General features: G+C 44.1%; 14 protein-coding genes. 11 read left to right on the forward strand and 3 right to left on the reverse strand.

Going from position 1 to position 16,057, the window contains the following annotated elements:
- Nucleotides 1-253: 253 nt before the first annotated feature.
- The 3 genes from ispE to C4S61_RS06540 all read left to right on the forward strand — a co-directional run bounded on the left by ispE (nucleotide 254) and on the right by C4S61_RS06540 (nucleotide 1,691).
- Complete coding sequence (ispE, locus tag C4S61_RS06530) at nucleotides 254-1,060, forward strand: 4-(cytidine 5'-diphospho)-2-C-methyl-D-erythritol kinase (RefSeq protein ID WP_103923982.1); 807 nt, start codon at nucleotides 254-256, stop codon at nucleotides 1,058-1,060.
- Between the two features lie 69 nt (nucleotides 1,061-1,129).
- Entirely contained in the window at nucleotides 1,130-1,372 is a 243-nt protein-coding gene (locus tag C4S61_RS06535) for a ribbon-helix-helix domain-containing protein (RefSeq protein ID WP_103923983.1), read from the forward strand.
- A complete protein-coding gene (locus tag C4S61_RS06540; protein ID WP_103923984.1) occupies nucleotides 1,359-1,691 on the forward strand; it encodes a type II toxin-antitoxin system PemK/MazF family toxin in 333 nt (110 codons plus the stop codon). Before C4S61_RS06535 ends, C4S61_RS06540 begins: the two co-directional genes overlap by 14 nt.
- Before the next feature lie 6 nt (nucleotides 1,692-1,697).
- Here C4S61_RS06540 and C4S61_RS06545 read toward each other — a convergent pair whose 3' ends face one another.
- The 3 genes from C4S61_RS06545 to tgt are packed head-to-tail and all read right to left on the reverse strand — an operon-like array spanning nucleotide 1,698 to nucleotide 4,821.
- Nucleotides 1,698-2,615 carry a DMT family transporter gene (locus C4S61_RS06545; RefSeq protein ID WP_103923985.1) on the reverse strand — a complete coding sequence of 306 codons (918 nt, stop codon included), beginning with the start codon at nucleotides 2,613-2,615 and terminating at the stop codon, nucleotides 1,698-1,700.
- Complete coding sequence (locus C4S61_RS06550; protein ID WP_103923986.1) at nucleotides 2,616-3,689, reverse strand: LptF/LptG family permease; 1,074 nt, start codon at nucleotides 3,687-3,689, stop codon at nucleotides 2,616-2,618.
- 1 nt (nucleotide 3,690) lies between these two features.
- Nucleotides 3,691-4,821 (reverse strand): tRNA guanosine(34) transglycosylase Tgt, encoded by a 1,131-nt coding sequence (gene tgt / locus C4S61_RS06555; RefSeq protein WP_103923987.1) that lies wholly within the window; start codon nucleotides 4,819-4,821, stop codon nucleotides 3,691-3,693.
- Nucleotides 4,822-4,943: 122 nt separating this feature from the next.
- Between tgt and C4S61_RS06560 the strand changes: the two genes are divergently transcribed.
- The 8 genes from C4S61_RS06560 to selD all read left to right on the forward strand — a co-directional run bounded on the left by C4S61_RS06560 (nucleotide 4,944) and on the right by selD (nucleotide 16,042).
- Nucleotides 4,944-6,083 (forward strand): glycosyltransferase, encoded by a 1,140-nt coding sequence (locus C4S61_RS06560; protein ID WP_103923988.1) that lies wholly within the window; start codon nucleotides 4,944-4,946, stop codon nucleotides 6,081-6,083.
- On the forward strand, nucleotides 6,074-6,685 hold the full coding sequence (locus C4S61_RS06565; protein ID WP_103923989.1) for a sigma-70 family RNA polymerase sigma factor: 612 nt from the start codon (nucleotides 6,074-6,076) through the stop codon (nucleotides 6,683-6,685). The genes C4S61_RS06560 and C4S61_RS06565 overlap by 10 nt, the downstream gene beginning before the upstream one ends.
- The gene (gene rsmG, locus C4S61_RS06570; protein WP_103923990.1) at nucleotides 6,685-7,329 is read left to right on the forward strand and encodes a 16S rRNA (guanine(527)-N(7))-methyltransferase RsmG; all 645 of its coding nucleotides are present in this window, start codon (nucleotides 6,685-6,687) and stop codon (nucleotides 7,327-7,329) included. The genes C4S61_RS06565 and rsmG overlap by 1 nt, the downstream gene beginning before the upstream one ends.
- A 392-nt stretch (nucleotides 7,330-7,721) precedes the next feature.
- Nucleotides 7,722-12,014, forward strand: coding sequence for a DNA polymerase III subunit alpha (gene dnaE / locus C4S61_RS06575; RefSeq protein WP_103923991.1), 4,293 nt, complete (start codon nucleotides 7,722-7,724; stop codon nucleotides 12,012-12,014).
- A 147-nt stretch (nucleotides 12,015-12,161) separates the two neighbouring features.
- Nucleotides 12,162-12,482, forward strand: coding sequence for a thioredoxin (gene trxA, locus C4S61_RS06580; protein ID WP_103923992.1), 321 nt, complete (start codon nucleotides 12,162-12,164; stop codon nucleotides 12,480-12,482).
- A 346-nt stretch (nucleotides 12,483-12,828) separates the two neighbouring features.
- Nucleotides 12,829-13,743 carry a TolB family protein gene (locus C4S61_RS06585; protein WP_103923993.1) on the forward strand — a complete coding sequence of 305 codons (915 nt, stop codon included), beginning with the start codon at nucleotides 12,829-12,831 and terminating at the stop codon, nucleotides 13,741-13,743.
- Between the two features lie 228 nt (nucleotides 13,744-13,971).
- On the forward strand, nucleotides 13,972-15,036 hold the full coding sequence (gene mnmH / locus C4S61_RS06590; protein WP_103923994.1) for a tRNA 2-selenouridine(34) synthase MnmH: 1,065 nt from the start codon (nucleotides 13,972-13,974) through the stop codon (nucleotides 15,034-15,036).
- A complete protein-coding gene (gene selD / locus C4S61_RS06595) occupies nucleotides 14,999-16,042 on the forward strand; it encodes a selenide, water dikinase SelD (protein ID WP_103923995.1) in 1,044 nt (347 codons plus the stop codon). The genes mnmH and selD overlap by 38 nt, the downstream gene beginning before the upstream one ends.
- Nucleotides 16,043-16,057: the final 15 nt, after the last annotated feature.

The raw sequence follows: 16,057 nt of genomic DNA on the forward strand, positions 1-16,057 counted from the left end.
TATTATTCTGTAAAATCAGCATATACAAAATCAATTTTTCAAAAAAGTCCCGTAAACACCGGCTATTCGAAATTTTGTATCGATTTCAAAGAAATTCAAAAATTTTCAAAAATTATTCTCTTTTATTTAAGAAAAAAAATGATATGCTGTCAAAAATCTAAAATAAACTCGAAAGATTAAGGATTATTCAAAGATCGAATGAAAATTCTTTCCCCATGATTTTCACTTACTTTTGCCTAAACGCATTTCTTCAATGATCAATTTTCCAAACGCCAAAATCAACCTCGGACTTCACATTACCGCGAAGCGCAAAGACGGTTTTCACGAAATCGAAACTTGCATGATACCCATCCCCCTTTTTGATGCCCTGGAAATGATCCTGGACAAGCAGCCTACCTGGAATTCATCAGGATTGGAAATTCCGGGCGATTCCAAAGACAATTTGATTCTGAAAGCTGAAAAACTCCTGAGAAAGGATTTCCCTTCCTTGCCAAACTTGAACATTCACCTACATAAAAACATCCCCATGGGCGCAGGTTTGGGAGGAGGTTCCGCCGATGGAGCATTCGCACTCAAGCTGATGAATAACCTATTTGATCTGCATCTGGATGATTTCTTTTTGGAAGAATATGCCGCTCAACTGGGAAGTGATTGTCCTTTTTTCATAGCAAACACGCCTAAAATAGCAAGAGGTAGAGGAGAAATTCTGGAACCCATTGATCTTCCGGTCAATGGAACTTACATCGTCCTGATCAATCCGGGAATCCATGTCGGTACCAAAGAAGCTTACGCGGGCGTAACTCCAGCTCCTCCAAAAGTAAAGTTGGAGGAAGTCTTGGCTGATCCAAGGCGTTGGAAAGCTGAGCTCGTCAATGATTTCGAGTCCAGCATTTTCAAAAACTATCCTTTAATAGAAGAGATCAAAATCAAAATGTATTCATCGGGTGCTTTCTATGCAGCGATGTCAGGTTCGGGATCGAGCGTGTTTGGATTGTTTGATGAGAAGCCTTCAGAATTGGAATTTTTGAATCACTATTTCAGATTTGAAGCTTTCCTGTAAAGGCATATAATTCAATTGATTACGGATCGTAAATATTTTTATATTTGTGTTTCATAAATATAAATCACAATGGCAACCTTCACCAGCACTCTTCCTGACGATCTCCTCCAGCGACTCGCTGATTATGCCAAAAAGCTTTCCCTCCCCAAAAACAAATTGATGGAGAATGCTTTGAATCTCTATCTCGATCATCTGAAGCGGGCAGAATATGTCAAATCCTATCGACAAGCTGCCCAAGATGAAGACATTCTACTACTAGCAGAAGAAGGAATGGGCGACTACTTGAAGCAGATCGAAAATGAGGCAAGGTGAGATCTGGATGTCCGATCTGAATCAAGTCATCGGCTCTGAGCAAGCAGACCAAAGACCGGTGGTCATTCTTAGTGGCAACCTGATGAATAAATTTCTCCAAGTAGTGATCACTGCTCCTCTTACTTCCAAAATCAAAAACTATCAGGGAAATCCGATTTTAACACCTTCAACTTCGAATGGATTGAAAATGGAGTCTGAACTGATGGTTTTTCATATTCGATCAATTTCAAAAGACAGATTGATTGAAAAAATCGGAGAAATCACAAAAGATGAATTACGGATGGCCCTTGCAACGCTCAACGATATTACTACGCTTTAATATGCCTCAACCTAAGGTTCTTACGGCCTTTCTCCTTTTGTTCCAATAATTTAAAACCGGATAAATCAGCACCGAGATCAGAATGATTAAAGTACCCAGGTAGAATTGTGGAGTCATTTTTTCGCTTTCTCCCAAAATAATAACTGCCAACACTATCCCGTAAACCGGTTCCAAATTCATGGTTAGATTTATCGAGAACACAGGTAGTCGCTGCATCAATTCCACCGTAACTGAAAACGGATAAACAGTACAAATCAATCCTAAAATCAAAAGCCAAAGCCAATCCCAATCGGTCCAAGCCCATTGGATGACTTGCGCATCGGTCATCAACCCATTGTAAAACGGCAGCATAAGCAGCGCGAAAAGACAGGCTGCCAACATCTCATAAAAGGTGATTTGGTAGGGCGAATGTTTTTTGGAAAGTCGACCATTGAGAACGGAAAATAAGGCTGCCAAAAATGCTGAAAGCAAGGCTACTGAAAGGCCCAGCCAATATCCTGATTCGAACTGAAAAATCACCAACAGCCCGGAAATCACCACAACACCCAAAACAACTTCATACCACTTTACCTTGGTACGATTCACCCAGGGCTCGATAAAGGCCGTCCAAAGTGAGGTGGTGGCCATTCCGGCCAGGCAGACCGAAGCAGTAGCTAATCGTGCAGACCAGAAAAAGGTAATCCAATGGAGTGAAATCAAAACTCCCACTCCCATGATTTTTACCAACTGTGAAGAAGATAAAACCAGGGATTCCTTTTTGAAATAAATGAGTCCTGCCACTCCGACAGAAGAAATGAGCGTTCGATAAAACACCAATTCCAAAGAAGGCAAACTAATCAATAAACCCAAAATGGCAGTAAAACCCCATATCAGTATTATGAAATGGAGAGTCAAATAATCTTTAACGGTACGTTGAATCCACATCTATCGGGGCACCGTTTTATACAGCACCAAACCCGTCAGCGCAAAGACAATATTGGGCAGCCAAACCGACAGAATAGGATAGGGTGATCCACCTTCGGCAAAAGTCCGGGAAAGGATAAAAAGCAAGATGTACACAAAAGCCAATAAAAATCCCATGGCAATCTGAAACCCTGATCCTCCCCTTGTTTTTCTCGCGGACATAATCACCCCAATAAATGTCAGAATCAATGCAGCAAAAGGCGACATAAACCGGACATAGCGTTCGATTCGGTAGAAACTAACGTTATCCGCTCCCCGATCTTCCAACACCTTGATTTGCCTACTCAACTCTGGAAGCTTTAATGTTTCATGATGATTTTCAGGCAAATCAAAATCCGAGGGAGTGATGGACAGAATTGTATCCAACTTTTCCCCAACGGTATACTCCTCACCTCTTTCAAGAATTTTGCGAAGCCTCCAGTTTTCAAGTCTCCAGACATTCTTTGCCGTATCCCACTGAATCCGATCCGAAGACAACTTGGACAACAGCTGACCATCGCGTATTTCTTCCAAGGTAAAGTAATATCCGGTGTTGGACGCTTTGTAAAACCGATTTAAGTACGCATACGCATCCGGCCCTACTTTGATGTGAATATTGGGATCTGTTGATGCTTTGCCCTTGTCAAGATAGGCTATCCGAAACTGCGTTACCCCTGCAGTTGCTACAGGCAAAACCCAGCCATTGAGCAGAAAACTGATCGCCCCGATCATGGCCGCAGCGAATAAAAATGGGCGCAGCAAGCGAACAAAACTTACTCCAGAGCTCAATATGGCGATGATTTCAGTTCGCCCGGCCATCTTGGAAGTAATGAAGATAACGGCAATAAACACCGTGATTGGAGTCAGGAGATTGTTCAAATACAAGCCATAGTTCCCCATGTACTTGAAAATTTCACCTGCCGGGACAGCATTTCGGATATAGGTATCATTCTTCTCAGTGAAATCCAAAACCAATACAATAAGGATCAGCATGACCACAACGAAAAAGTAGGTCTTCAGAAATTCCTTAATGATCAGCTTGTCGAGAATCTTCATATCAAAGTCGTGTACTCACTTTTTTCACCATCTGATCCTTCCAAACGGCAAAATCACCGGCCAGGATATGTTCTCTAGCCTGTCCCACCAACCAAAGGAAAAAGGCCAGATTATGAATACTGGCAATTTGCGCAGCAAGGATCTCTTTGGATATAGTCAGGTGACGAAGATAGGCTTTGGAATAAAACGTGCTTGCATAGTTTCCAAGCTCAGGATCAATAGGACTGAAATCATCCTTCCATTTTTCATTTCGGATATTGATGATTCCCGCTGAAGTGAAAAGCATTCCGTTGCGGGCATTTCGAGTCGGCATCACGCAGTCAAACATATCCACTCCCAATGCGATACATTCCAGAATATTAGCCGGAGTCCCGACGCCCATCAGATATCTTGGCTTGTCAGCAGGCAAAATATCAGTGACCAATTCCGTCATTTCGTACATCATTTCGACAGGTTCTCCGACCGAAAGTCCTCCGATGGCATTGCCTTCTCTGCCTTGCGCAGCGATGAATTCCGCACTTTGCTTCCGCAAATCCTTGTAGACTGATCCCTGCACTATCGGAAAAAACGTCTGCGTGTAGCCGTATTTTCCCTCCGTTGAATCAAATCGATCAATGCAGCGCTTCAGCCAACGATGCGTCAACTCCATGGAATTGCGCGCATAGCCATATTCACAGGGATAAGGCGTGCATTCGTCAAAAGCCATAATTATATCTGCCCCGATCGTCCGTTGGATATCCATTACATTTTCAGGAGTGAACTCATGCTTTGACCCATCGATATGGGATTTGAAGGTCACACCTGCTTCTTTGATTTTACGGGTTCCGGCAAGAGAAAAAACCTGATAGCCACCCGAATCCGTCAAAATCGGGCGATCCCAACCATTGAATTTGTGAAGTCCACCTGCTTTTTCCAGAATATCCAGACCTGGTCTCAAATACAGATGATAGGTGTTTCCTAAGATTATTTGCGCTTTAATGTCCTCTATTAGCTCACGCTGGTGTACCGCCTTGACAGTAGCTGCAGTTCCTACCGGCATAAAAATGGGGGTCTGAATTTCCCCATGATCAGTAAAAAGTGTCCCTGTTCGCGCTTTTGTCTTTAAATCTTTTTTCCCTAAGGTAAACTTCATATCCTACTTTCTGAGAGGGTAGCGCTTAGCTACAAAGTGTCTCGTTTAGTCTGCAAAAATATCCACTTATTCTTAAATGAGTTGCTGAAATTGATTTTATATTTGTCAACCAAAATCGACCTATGGGCCTATTTTTACTCTGGTTTTTCTTTGGCATCGGCGTTATCATTCAGTTAATATATCTTCTGGTGATATTCGGACGAACTGCCTGGTTCAAATCATTTACAAATTCTTCACAAAACCAAATCCCTGCCGAGGGAGTGACTGTCCTTGTTGCAGCTCACAACGAGCTCCAGAATCTCAAAGTATTGATTCCCAAACTTTTCCAGCAGGATTATCCCAAATTTGACGTGATGATCGTCAATGATCGAAGTACAGACCGCACCAAGCGACTGCTCGAGGAGATGATGGCCATCTATCCAAAACTCCGGTCTGTGACCATCAAATACACGCCAAATCACGTGACTGCGAAAAAATATGCACTTACCCTAGGTATCAAAGTGGCAAAAAATGACGTCATACTTTTAACAGACGCCGACTGCATGCCTACAAGTGATCAATGGATACGGAAAATGACTGCTCCAGTGAGAGAGAATGACAAGATTTTCTCCATTGGCTTCTCCGGCTACGAAGTGAAATCCACGCTGCTGAACAAATGGATCCAGTTTGAAACGATGCTGACAGCGCTTTTTTATTTTTCCTTTGGACTTTGGAAAGCGCCGTTCATGGCTGTAGGAAGGAACCTATGCTATCGAAAAAGTTTCTTCCTGGAAGTCAAGGCATTCAAAGGACTCTGGCATCTCGAGGGCGGAGATGATGATCTTTTTATCAATCAATATGCTACCGGAAAAAACACTTCACTGGTAATTGACCCGGAAGCCAACACCACCTCCATTCCAAAAGAGAGTTGGAAAGAGTATTTGATTCAGAAAAAGCGGCACCTGAATGCCGGGAAATATTACAGAGGCGAAGACAAACGAAAAATTGGACTTTTCTCCCTTTCTCATGCATTATTCTGGATTGGAGCCTTAGGATTATTAATTTATTTCGGACTTGGGCAAGAATGGGAACAATTTTTAATCGTTTTAGGTATTGTCTTAGTACGATCGTTTTTGGTGGTGTGGGCTTTCAAATCCGCCTCCAAAAAAATTCAGGGAACCGCCACCCCCATGAATATCCTGGTTAATGATTTGATGTATCTGGGATATTTTTGGGTCTTGGGAACCATATCATACCAATCAAAAGATATCCAATGGAAATAAATGAACGCGGTTTTTCAAATAAAGCTCTCGAAGATTTTGATCTGATCGATCGAGCTGTACAGGATAAAGACCAGCAAGCCTATGCTACGCTCATGAAGCGCTACAAGAAGGCCGTTTATTTCATGATTTTGAAAATGATCCGGGACGCAGATGACGCCGAGGATCTGACCATGGAAGCTTTTGCCAAAGCTTTTCGCAATCTCGAGCGCTTTAAAAAAGATTACACCTTTAGTACTTGGCTTTTTCGTATCGCAACAAATAATACCATCGACTTTATCCGCAAGAAAAAGCTCAAAACCATGAGTTTGAACAACACCCTCTCGGATGACAGCGGAAATGCGGTTAACATCGACATTGAGGACGATGACAATAATCCCCAAGATGTCTACATCCGAACACAGCGCATTGAAATGGTTCGCATTTTTGTGGATAAGCTCCCCGCCAAATATCGAAAACTGGTTCAACTGAGATATTTTGATGAGCTTTCTTATGAAGAAATAGCTCAGGAATTGGAAAAACCGCTGGGAACGGTCAAAGCACAACTTCACAGATCCCGTGAGTTGCTTTTCGAGATTGCCTCCGGCAAAGAAAAACACATCTGATGAATCCAGGTACCCAGCTGATTCTTTCTTACTTCCCCAAGCTGAGCGAAACGCAAATCGCTCAATTTGAACGGTTGCAGGCTTTGTATGAAGACTGGAACTCCAAAATCAATGTAATCAGCCGAAAGGACATGGATCAGTTTTACGTCCACCATGTACTTCATTCGCTGGGAATAGCCAAAGTAATGGCATTTCAACCGGGCACAAAAGTGCTGGATATCGGTACAGGGGGCGGTTTTCCGGGGATTCCTTTAGCTATTCTTTTCCCTGACACCCATTTTCATTTGGTTGATTCGATCGGGAAAAAGATCAATGTAGTGAAGGATGTAGCAAAGCAATTGAAACTTTCCAACGTCGAACCTCAGCAAGCCAGGGCGGAAGAATTGGTGCGCAAATATGATTTTGTCATCAGCCGTGCGGTAACTCAAATGGTGAATTTCTATCCTTGGGTAAAAAATAAAATCAAAAAGGAAGACTTCAACGAATTCCAAAACGGCATCCTCTATCTCAAAGGCGGAGATGTGGACGAGGAAATGGAAGCGTTGGACAAATCCTATGTCGTCTACCATCTGGAAGATTACTTCAAAGAAGATTTTTTTCAGACCAAAAAGGTCGTGTACATGCCTTGGGAGGACAAACGGTAAAGAAGGTGTATTTTGAGAGATACAGTTTTAAGATAATACTGCATCTTCTGAGATACAATTTTTGGGTGTAGCTGTATCTTCTAACCTACAATTTTCAAAAACCCAACGACAATCTGGAATTAGGCTGGGGAAGAAAGTTCCAAGTGTTTTTACTTGGTTTCTATCTTGAAATTCCAAATCAAAGCTCGTACAATTTCAAAATTCAACCTGTACAGTTTCAAAGTAGGCGTTGTACAATTTCAAAATAAAAATCTTGCTACTAATTGACTATCAATTATTTATACCTAATTATAAGAAAACCAGATTCTTAGATTTTTATTTGCGACAATCTCTGCCAATCAATTTTTTGCTTGGGTATAATCCCCTAATTTGAAGGCTCAATTCCCTGAAACATGTACATCATTTTTGATACCGAGACCACCGGTTTGCCCCGGGATTACAATGCACCCATGTCCGACGTGGACAATTGGCCCCGTCTCGTCCAGATTGCATGGCAGCTGCACGATGCCAAAGGCAAGCTGCTTTCCAATCACAATTACATCATTCGGCCGGAAGGCTTCACCATCCCATACAATGCCGAAAAGGTCCACGGCATCTCCACCAAACGTGCTTTGGCGGAAGGGCATGACCTGAAGGAAATCCTGCAAGTCTTCCGCGAAGACGTAGTCCAGGCCAAATACCTGGTAGGTCACAATATTGGTTTTGACATCAATGTCGTGGGATCGGAATACCTCCGTTCAGCATTGGTGATGCCGCTGGGTGACAAAAAAGAACTGGATACTAAGGACATTTCCACCGAATTCTGTGCACTTCCCGGAGGAAAAGGGGGGAAATTCAAATGGCCGACACTCACAGAACTCCACCAGAAACTCTTCGGCAAGGGCTTTGGCGATGCCCACGATGCAGCTTACGATGTGGATGCTACCGCGCGATGCTTTTTTGGACTGATTACCCAGGGTGTTCAAAAGCCTGAAGCAGGAATAAGTATAGCTGAGGTAATTTATGAAGCTCCCAGCCTAGCCGAAGCCAACTTTGTACAGGCAAAAGACACCCAAAGAGCGAGCGTTAAAGATGTCCTAAAGCAAGCTGGAAAAGCGGATATCTCTGACCTTGCAGATGTCCCGTTCACTCATCTGCATGTCCATACTCAATATTCCGTCTTGCAGGCGACCTCAGAGATTCCAGTTTTGATCGCCAGGGCAAAAGCTCTCGGCATGCCTGCCATTGCGATGACCGATCATGGAAACATGATGGGAGCGTTCAACTTTGTCAAGGAGGCCATGAGCAAAGAAATCAAACCGATTTTGGGCTGCGAATTTAACCTCTGCCGTGACCGAAAAAACAAAAGCAATAAAGATGACGGCTACCAAACAGTACTCTTAGCCAAGAACAAAGCGGGCTATCACAACTTAGCCAAATTGGCTTCCTACGCCAATATCCAAGGCTTCTATTACTTGCCACGAATTGATAAAGAACTTCTCCTGCAGTACAAAAACGATCTGATCGCTACTACAGGAGGGCTTTGGGGTGAGATTCCGTTTCTGATTTTGAATGTGGGAGAAACTCAAGCAGAGGAGGCTTTTGTCTGGTGGAAGGCACAGTTTGGAGAAGACTTCTATGTGGAGCTTTCCCGTCATGGCGTCCCTGAGGAAGAAAAAGTCAACGAAGTCCTCCTGGATTTTGCCAGAAAATATGAGGTGAAATATTTCGCAGCCAACAATTCTTACTACACGGACAAGAGCGATGCACAGGCTCACGACGTCTTACTTTGTGTCAAAGACGGCGAACTTCTCGACAAACCCAAAAAATACATCGGTAAGCGCGGAAGAGAATTTCGATATGGATTTCCCAATGACGAATTCTACCTCAAAACACCGGAGGAAATGAAAAAACTCTTCGCGGATTTGCCGGAGGCCATTAGCTGTACCCAAGAGATTGTAGACAAAATAGAATCTTATAAGTTGGCCAGAGAAGTCCTACTTCCCAAGTTTAGCATTCCGGCTGAATTCATTCATGAAGCCGATCTAGCCGACGGAGGCAAGCGGGGTGAAAATGCTTACCTGAGACACCTCACGTATGAGGGTGCCAAAAAACGCTACCCGGAAATCACCAAGGAGATTCAGGAACGATTGGATTTTGAACTGGCAACAATTCAGAATACCGGCTACCCGGGTTACTTCCTGATCGTTCAGGATTTCATTGCGGAGGCGAGAAAAATGGGTGTTTCCGTAGGGCCGGGTCGTGGATCCGCCGCAGGTTCTGCTGTTGCCTATTGCACGGGTATCACCAATATTGACCCGATTGCTTATAATCTCCTATTCGAACGTTTCCTGAATCCAGACCGGGTTTCACTTCCCGATATTGATATTGACTTCGACGATGAAGGCCGACAGTCTGTGATCGACTATGTGATCAAGAAATACGGTGCAAACCAAGTTGCGCAGATCATCACATACGGTACGATGGCGGCCAAATCTGCAATTCGGGATACCGCGCGGGTACTAAACTTACCGCTGGCAGAAGCTGGCAGATTGGCCAATCTGGTGCCGGATATCAAGCTCAAATCGCTTTTTAGCCTCCAGGGAAATCGGGCAGCCATCGCAAATAAGCTAAAAGATCAAGCAGACATGATTGCCAAAGCAGACGAACTGATCCGGATTTCAAAAGGACAGGACGAATCGGCCAAGACCATCAACCAAGCTGCCATGCTGGAAGGATCCGTACGGAATCTTGGAATCCATGCCTGTGGAGTGATCATTACACCAGATGACATCACCAACTTCGTCCCAGTTGCTTTAGCAAAAGACTCTGAGATGGTTTGTACCCAGTTTGACAACTCGGTCGTAGAGTCCGCGGGCTTGCTGAAAATGGACTTTTTGGGCCTAAAAACCCTGACGCTCATCAAGGATGCGATCAAAATCGTCAAAGAGCGGCACGGAATCCAACTGGATGCAGATGAATTTCCGATTGATGATGTCAAGACCTATGAGCTCTTCCAGCGGGGTGAGACCGTCGGCATTTTCCAATATGAATCGGCAGGAATGCAGAAATACATGCGTGAATTGAAGCCCACGGTTTTTGCAGATTTGATCGCCATGAATGCCCTGTATCGCCCGGGACCCTTAGCTTACATTCCTTCCTTCATTAAACGCAAGCATGGGACCGAGCCGATCACCTACGATCTGGACGATATGAAGGAGTATCTCGAGGAAACATACGGGATCACAGTCTACCAGGAACAGGTCATGCTTTTGTCCCAGAAACTTGCCGGATTCACCAAAGGTGAGGCTGACGTCCTTCGAAAAGCGATGGGTAAAAAGCAAAAGGACGTGTTGGATAAAATGAAGCCAAAGTTTGTCGAGCAAGCTTCTGCCAAAGGCCATGATCCTAAGAAACTGGAAAAAATCTGGACAGACTGGGAAGCCTTTGCTTCCTATGCCTTCAATAAATCCCACTCCACTTGCTATGCGTGGATCGCCTATCAGACAGCCTACCTAAAGGCCCACTATCCTGCCGAATACATGGCTTCGGTCTTAAGCAACAATATGAATGATATCACTCAGGTGTCATTTTTCATGGAGGAATGTAAGCGAATGGGTATTAAGGTGGCCGGACCGGATGTGAATGAATCCAATGGTGGATTTACGGTAAACAAAGCCGGGGAAATCCGCTTCGGAATGGCTGCGATCAAGGGAGCAGGTTCGGCGGCAGTGGATGAAATCATCATCGAGCGCGAGAAAAACGGTCCCTACAAAAACATTTTCGACTTTGCCAAGCGAGTCAATTCCAGAGCTTTGAACAAAAAAACCATGGAAGCTTTGGCGATGGCCGGTGCCTTCGACTGCTTCAAAGAGCATCACCGAAGACAATACCTCGAAGCACCAGCCGGAGATATTACCTTGATAGAAAAGGCTACCAAATATGCCCAAAAAATCCAACAGGAAGAAGACAGCGCGCAAGTGAGTCTCTTTGGAGGCGGAGGCGGAAGCATGGAAGTGCCCGTACCGACTATTGCTCCAATGGAGCCTTTTTCTCAAATTCAGCAACTGAATATCGAAAAAGAAGTGGTCGGACTATTCATCTCCGGACATCCCCTGGATCAGTATCGACTTGAGATCGAATCCTTCACCAATACACCGCTGACAGCTTTGGCTGATTTGGAAAGTCTCCGGGGTAAAAATGAGCTCAAACTTGCCGGATCGGTCAGCAGTTTTGCCCATCGGACGACCAAAACGGGGAAACCATTTGGCACGCTGACGATGGAAGATTACCACGGTTCCTTTACATTTTTCCTTTTTGGTGATGACTACGTCAAGTTCAAAGAATACTTCATGACGGGCTGGTACCTTTTCCTTACCGGAAAAGTGGAGCAACGAAAGTGGGGAAACGAAAATGAAGTAGAGTTCAAAATCACCAGCATGATGCTTCTGAGTGAAGTGCGGGGAAAAATGGTGAAAGGAATTCGGGTAAACATCGATCTGGATGATTTGACCTTGGACCTGATGGAAAAGCTGGAGGCGATTACCGCAAAATACAAAGGCGATGCAAAGCTTTACATCGACGTGATTGACAGTAATGAAAACATCGCTTTGGAGCTTTTTTCCAAGAAATTCACCATCGATCCGAGTTCCGAAATGATTCAGGAGCTTAAATCTATTCCCGAGGTAGCATACAAAGTGGTCTAGGAAAACTAAATAGAACTTGAAGTGGAGAATGATTGTATTCATCTATGATTTATAGACAAAAATTTTCATCTCCTCGGAACTTAATAACCTTGATTCCGCTTTTGCAGATATATTTGAAAAATCGAAACTTATCAATCCAAACATAAAATGGGAAAAGCAATAGAAATCACCGACGCCAACTTTGAGGAGATCATCGCAGGCGACCAGCCTATTTTGGTTGACTTCTGGGCAGAATGGTGCGGACCATGTAAAATGATCGGACCTGTGGTAGAACAACTGGCAGCAGAATATGACGGGAAAGCGGTCATCGGAAAAGTCGATGTAGACTCCAATCCATCTGTGGCACAAGCCTTCGGAATTCGCTCCATCCCCACCCTGCTTTTCTTCAAAGGGGGACAAATCGTCGACAAGCAAGTAGGTGCTGTGCCTAAGGCTGTTTTGGCTCAAAAGCTCGACGCACAACTTTAATTCTTAATTACAAGTAGATCCGAAAGCCGCAGAGAACTCTTTGCGGCTTTTTTTATTTCCCAAAAAAAATTGGGAGAAGAATACTGTTCTCCTTGAACTGATTATTTTTCGCCTCATGTAATTCACCTTGAATCTAGCTTCAAAAATCGGAACTTGAGGATAAATTATATGGATATACGGAACTTTGCCAGTAGCTTACTTCGAAGTTCAAATGAACTAGTGAATGCCAATTCTTGGACTTCTTCGGTCTACCGACTTCGGTCTCCCAGCCCAAAATTAAGAGCACATTCGTCTACTGGCAGAATAGCGTATAATCAGATAAATTTATTACCTAACCCAAAAACCTATGAAAATTCTACTATTCCTTTTGACCTTGGTTTCATTCCAAGCTTTTGCTCAAATGCCCAAAGAAATAGCCAGTGAACTGGTCATTCTCAACGTAAAAACCGGCAAAGAAAAAGTCATCCTCAAGGAGAACCGACATTTTGAAGCGCCCAACTGGAGTCGGGATGGAAAGTTCTTGATCATCAACGCCGCTGGACTTCTGGAGAAAATCAACCTAAAAGGAAAAAATTTAGGCAAAATCAATCCCGATGGCATTAATACCGTGAACAATGATCATGGATTAAGCTTCGACGGAAAGATTTTGGTATTCAGCAAAAATGACAAAGCTGCGGCACCTGGTAATAATTCCCGAGTCTATGTATCCAATGCAGAAGGAAGCAACCCAAGGCTGGTGACGCCTAATTTCCCAAGCTATTGGCATGGGATTAGTCCTGACAATAAATTCCTCACTTATACGGCACAGCGAAATGGTGAATGGGACATTTATCGAATTCCAACTGCCGGCGGAACGGAAGAGAAAATCACGGACGCGAAAGGATTGGACGATGGAGCCGAATATAGCTATGACGGCAAGTGGATCTACTTCAACTCACACCGAACCGGGAAGATGCATCTCTATCGCATGCTTCCGGATAGCAAGGGCGTCGAGCAGCTGACTGACGATGAACTTGACAACTGGTTTCCTCATCCAAGTCCTGACAATAAATCCATCGTGTACATCGCCTACCTGGAGGACCAGAAGGGTGCTCATCCTTTTGGGAAAGACGTGAAGCTCAGGATGATGAATTTGGTGACTCGGGAGATCAAAGACATTACGCCAGTATTCTATGGAGGACAGGGAACAATCAACGTTCATAGCTGGTCGCCAAACGGCAAGTCAATCGCCTTCGTCCGGTATACCGATCTGAGCAAATAGGACATGTAGTTCCAAATTCGTGGAGGTTAACCTAATTTTGATAGTGGTACTTGGAAAAGACCGAAATCAGGAGATCAAAGTAGCTCAAAATTTCAGATTGCCCAGTGTTCAAGCTTTTGTGTCCAAAAGAATTAAACCCTTATCGGGAGTTGAGGTTATTATTGAATGCCAGCTTTGATTGGCTTTAATTGAAGCGATTCAGATCTAAATTTTACCTTTGTGCCTCCTATGGCAGAACAACTGATTTCTCTTGATCAATTTTTGAGTTTGCGCGAGCAAATTCCAATGGTTGATGCACGAAGTGAAGGGGAGTTTGCTCAAAGCCATATCCCCGGAGCGTTTAACCTTCCCATTCTCAATGATCAGGAGCGAATCGTAGTCGGTACACTTTACAAGCAAAAAGGCGCGGAAGCAGCCACTCTTAAGGGCTTTGAGCTCGTAGGCCCACGATTTCACCAAATTCAAAAAGAAGCCATCCGATTATTTCCTGGGCGAAAAATCATAGTTTACTGTTGGCGTGGTGGAATGCGAAGTCAAATTTTATCCTGGCTCCTTGAGATGGTGGGATTTGAGGTTTTCCGCCTGAAAGGAGGCTACAAAACCTACCGAACCTTTACTTTTGAAGAAGTCCGAAAAGACCGAAAACTGATTGTAATCGGCGGTAAAACCGGGACTGGGAAAACGGTTTTACTTCAAAAACTGAAGGAAAAGGGCGAACAAATCCTAGATCTCGAGGGCATTGCCAATCATAAAGGTTCCTCTTTTGGAGGAATTGGCCTTCCCCCTCAGCCTACTGTAGAGCAATTTGAAAATTTACTTGCCGAAAGTCTGCATGCTTTGATTCCCACCATCCCCACTTGGGTAGAAAATGAAAGCCGGAAAATCGGCCGGTTGATTCTGCCTGATCGCCTTTTCGAGCAAATGAGCGATTGCTTACTCATCGACATTCAAAAATCGAATCAGGAGCGAATAGCACACATCGCCAGTGAATATGGTAACTTACCTCAGGAGGATTTAATCGCCGCGGTCAAACGTATCCAAAAGCGGTTGGGAGGCTTGAGAACGCAACAAGCAATTGATGCGATTCAGGAGCAGAATCACGAATCCTGGATTTCCAATTTACTGATCTATTACGACAAGACTTATGAATTTGACCTGACTCGACATGAGGCGGGAAAGACTCATATCCTTGACCTATCGGGTAAAACACTTGCAGAACAAGTCGAACTTTTATTGAAAATCAAAAACCAACATCATGGAAACAAAACCAATGCGATTGACCGAATGGAGTGAAGGATCAGGCTGTGGATGCAAGATCGCCCCGGCCATTCTCGATCAAATCTTAAATGCCAGCGGTTCGTTTTCGCAGTCTGACCCCAACCTACTGGTGGGCAATTCTCACAAAGATGATGCGGCTGTCTACCAGGTTTCAGATGATTTGGCCATGATCAATACGGTTGATTTTTTCACCCCGATTGTGGACGATCCTTTTGATTTCGGAAGAATAGCTGCGGCAAATGCCATTTCGGATGTATATGCGATGGGCGGAAAACCGATATTCGCGAATGCGATCTTAAGTTGGCCGGTGGAAAAACTTGCTCCGGAGTTGGCTGCAAAAGTACTGGAAGGTGCAAAAACCATCTGCAAGCAAGCTGGAATTGAATTGGCAGGCGGACATTCAATTGCGGCAAAAGATCCAATTTTTGGTCTTTCGGTCAATGGAATCATTCATCCCCGCAAAATAAAAACCAATCAAGGATCCAAGGAAGGTGACTTGCTATTGCTAACCAAACCGCTTGGAATTGGGGTCTTGGCGACGGCCCTTAAAAGGCAAAAAATCCAGGAGAAGGATTACATCAGTTTGCTTGACACTACCTGTAAATTAAATTCTATCGGTGCAATATTGGGAAATCATGAGGAAGTGCATGCCATGACTGATGTCACGGGTTTTGGCCTTTTGGGACATTTGATTGAAATGGCGGAAGGTGCGGGACTATCTGCTGAAATCGAAATCAGTAAACTTCCCCTGATCGAAGGGATTCAGGAATACATCAATCAGTTTATATTTCCGGACAACACGTACCGCAACTGGAATGCCTACAACACCAAAACCAAAGGAGTAGTGGGTATGGACTTGGTCAAACTTTGTGATCCTCAGACGAGCGGTGGACTTTTGATCTCGGTGGCACCGGAAAACAAGGGGTGGTTTGAAGAGACGATGAAACTCCACCATCAGCCTCATTGGGAGATTGGGCGCTTTGTTGAAAAGGGAGAATTTACGGTTGAGGTAATGTCTTAATGATTTCAAAGGAGC

The sequence above is a fragment of the Algoriphagus boritolerans DSM 17298 = JCM 18970 genome (assembly GCF_900108085.1).
Classification (GTDB): Bacteria; Bacteroidota; Bacteroidia; order Cytophagales; family Cyclobacteriaceae; genus Algoriphagus; species Algoriphagus boritolerans.

Bases quoted from the DNA above. Each gene is read 5' to 3' on its own strand.
- ispE (WP_103923982.1), top strand. From the start codon at position 254: ATGATCAATTTTCCAAACGCCAAAATCAACCTCGGACTTCACATTACC.
- C4S61_RS06535 (WP_103923983.1), top strand. From the start codon at position 1,130: ATGGCAACCTTCACCAGCACTCTTCCTGACGATCTCCTCCAGCGACTC.
- C4S61_RS06540 (WP_103923984.1), top strand. From the start codon at position 1,359: ATGAGGCAAGGTGAGATCTGGATGTCCGATCTGAATCAAGTCATCGGC.
- C4S61_RS06545 (WP_103923985.1), bottom strand. From the start codon at position 2,615: ATGTGGATTCAACGTACCGTTAAAGATTATTTGACTCTCCATTTCATA.
- C4S61_RS06550 (WP_103923986.1), bottom strand. From the start codon at position 3,689: ATGAAGATTCTCGACAAGCTGATCATTAAGGAATTTCTGAAGACCTAC.
- tgt (WP_103923987.1), bottom strand. From the start codon at position 4,821: ATGAAGTTTACCTTAGGGAAAAAAGATTTAAAGACAAAAGCGCGAACA.
- C4S61_RS06560 (WP_103923988.1), top strand. From the start codon at position 4,944: ATGGGCCTATTTTTACTCTGGTTTTTCTTTGGCATCGGCGTTATCATT.
- C4S61_RS06565 (WP_103923989.1), top strand. From the start codon at position 6,074: ATGGAAATAAATGAACGCGGTTTTTCAAATAAAGCTCTCGAAGATTTT.
- rsmG (WP_103923990.1), top strand. From the start codon at position 6,685: ATGAATCCAGGTACCCAGCTGATTCTTTCTTACTTCCCCAAGCTGAGC.
- dnaE (WP_103923991.1), top strand. From the start codon at position 7,722: ATGTACATCATTTTTGATACCGAGACCACCGGTTTGCCCCGGGATTAC.
- trxA (WP_103923992.1), top strand. From the start codon at position 12,162: ATGGGAAAAGCAATAGAAATCACCGACGCCAACTTTGAGGAGATCATC.
- C4S61_RS06585 (WP_103923993.1), top strand. From the start codon at position 12,829: ATGAAAATTCTACTATTCCTTTTGACCTTGGTTTCATTCCAAGCTTTT.
- mnmH (WP_103923994.1), top strand. From the start codon at position 13,972: ATGGCAGAACAACTGATTTCTCTTGATCAATTTTTGAGTTTGCGCGAG.
- selD (WP_103923995.1), top strand. From the start codon at position 14,999: ATGGAAACAAAACCAATGCGATTGACCGAATGGAGTGAAGGATCAGGC.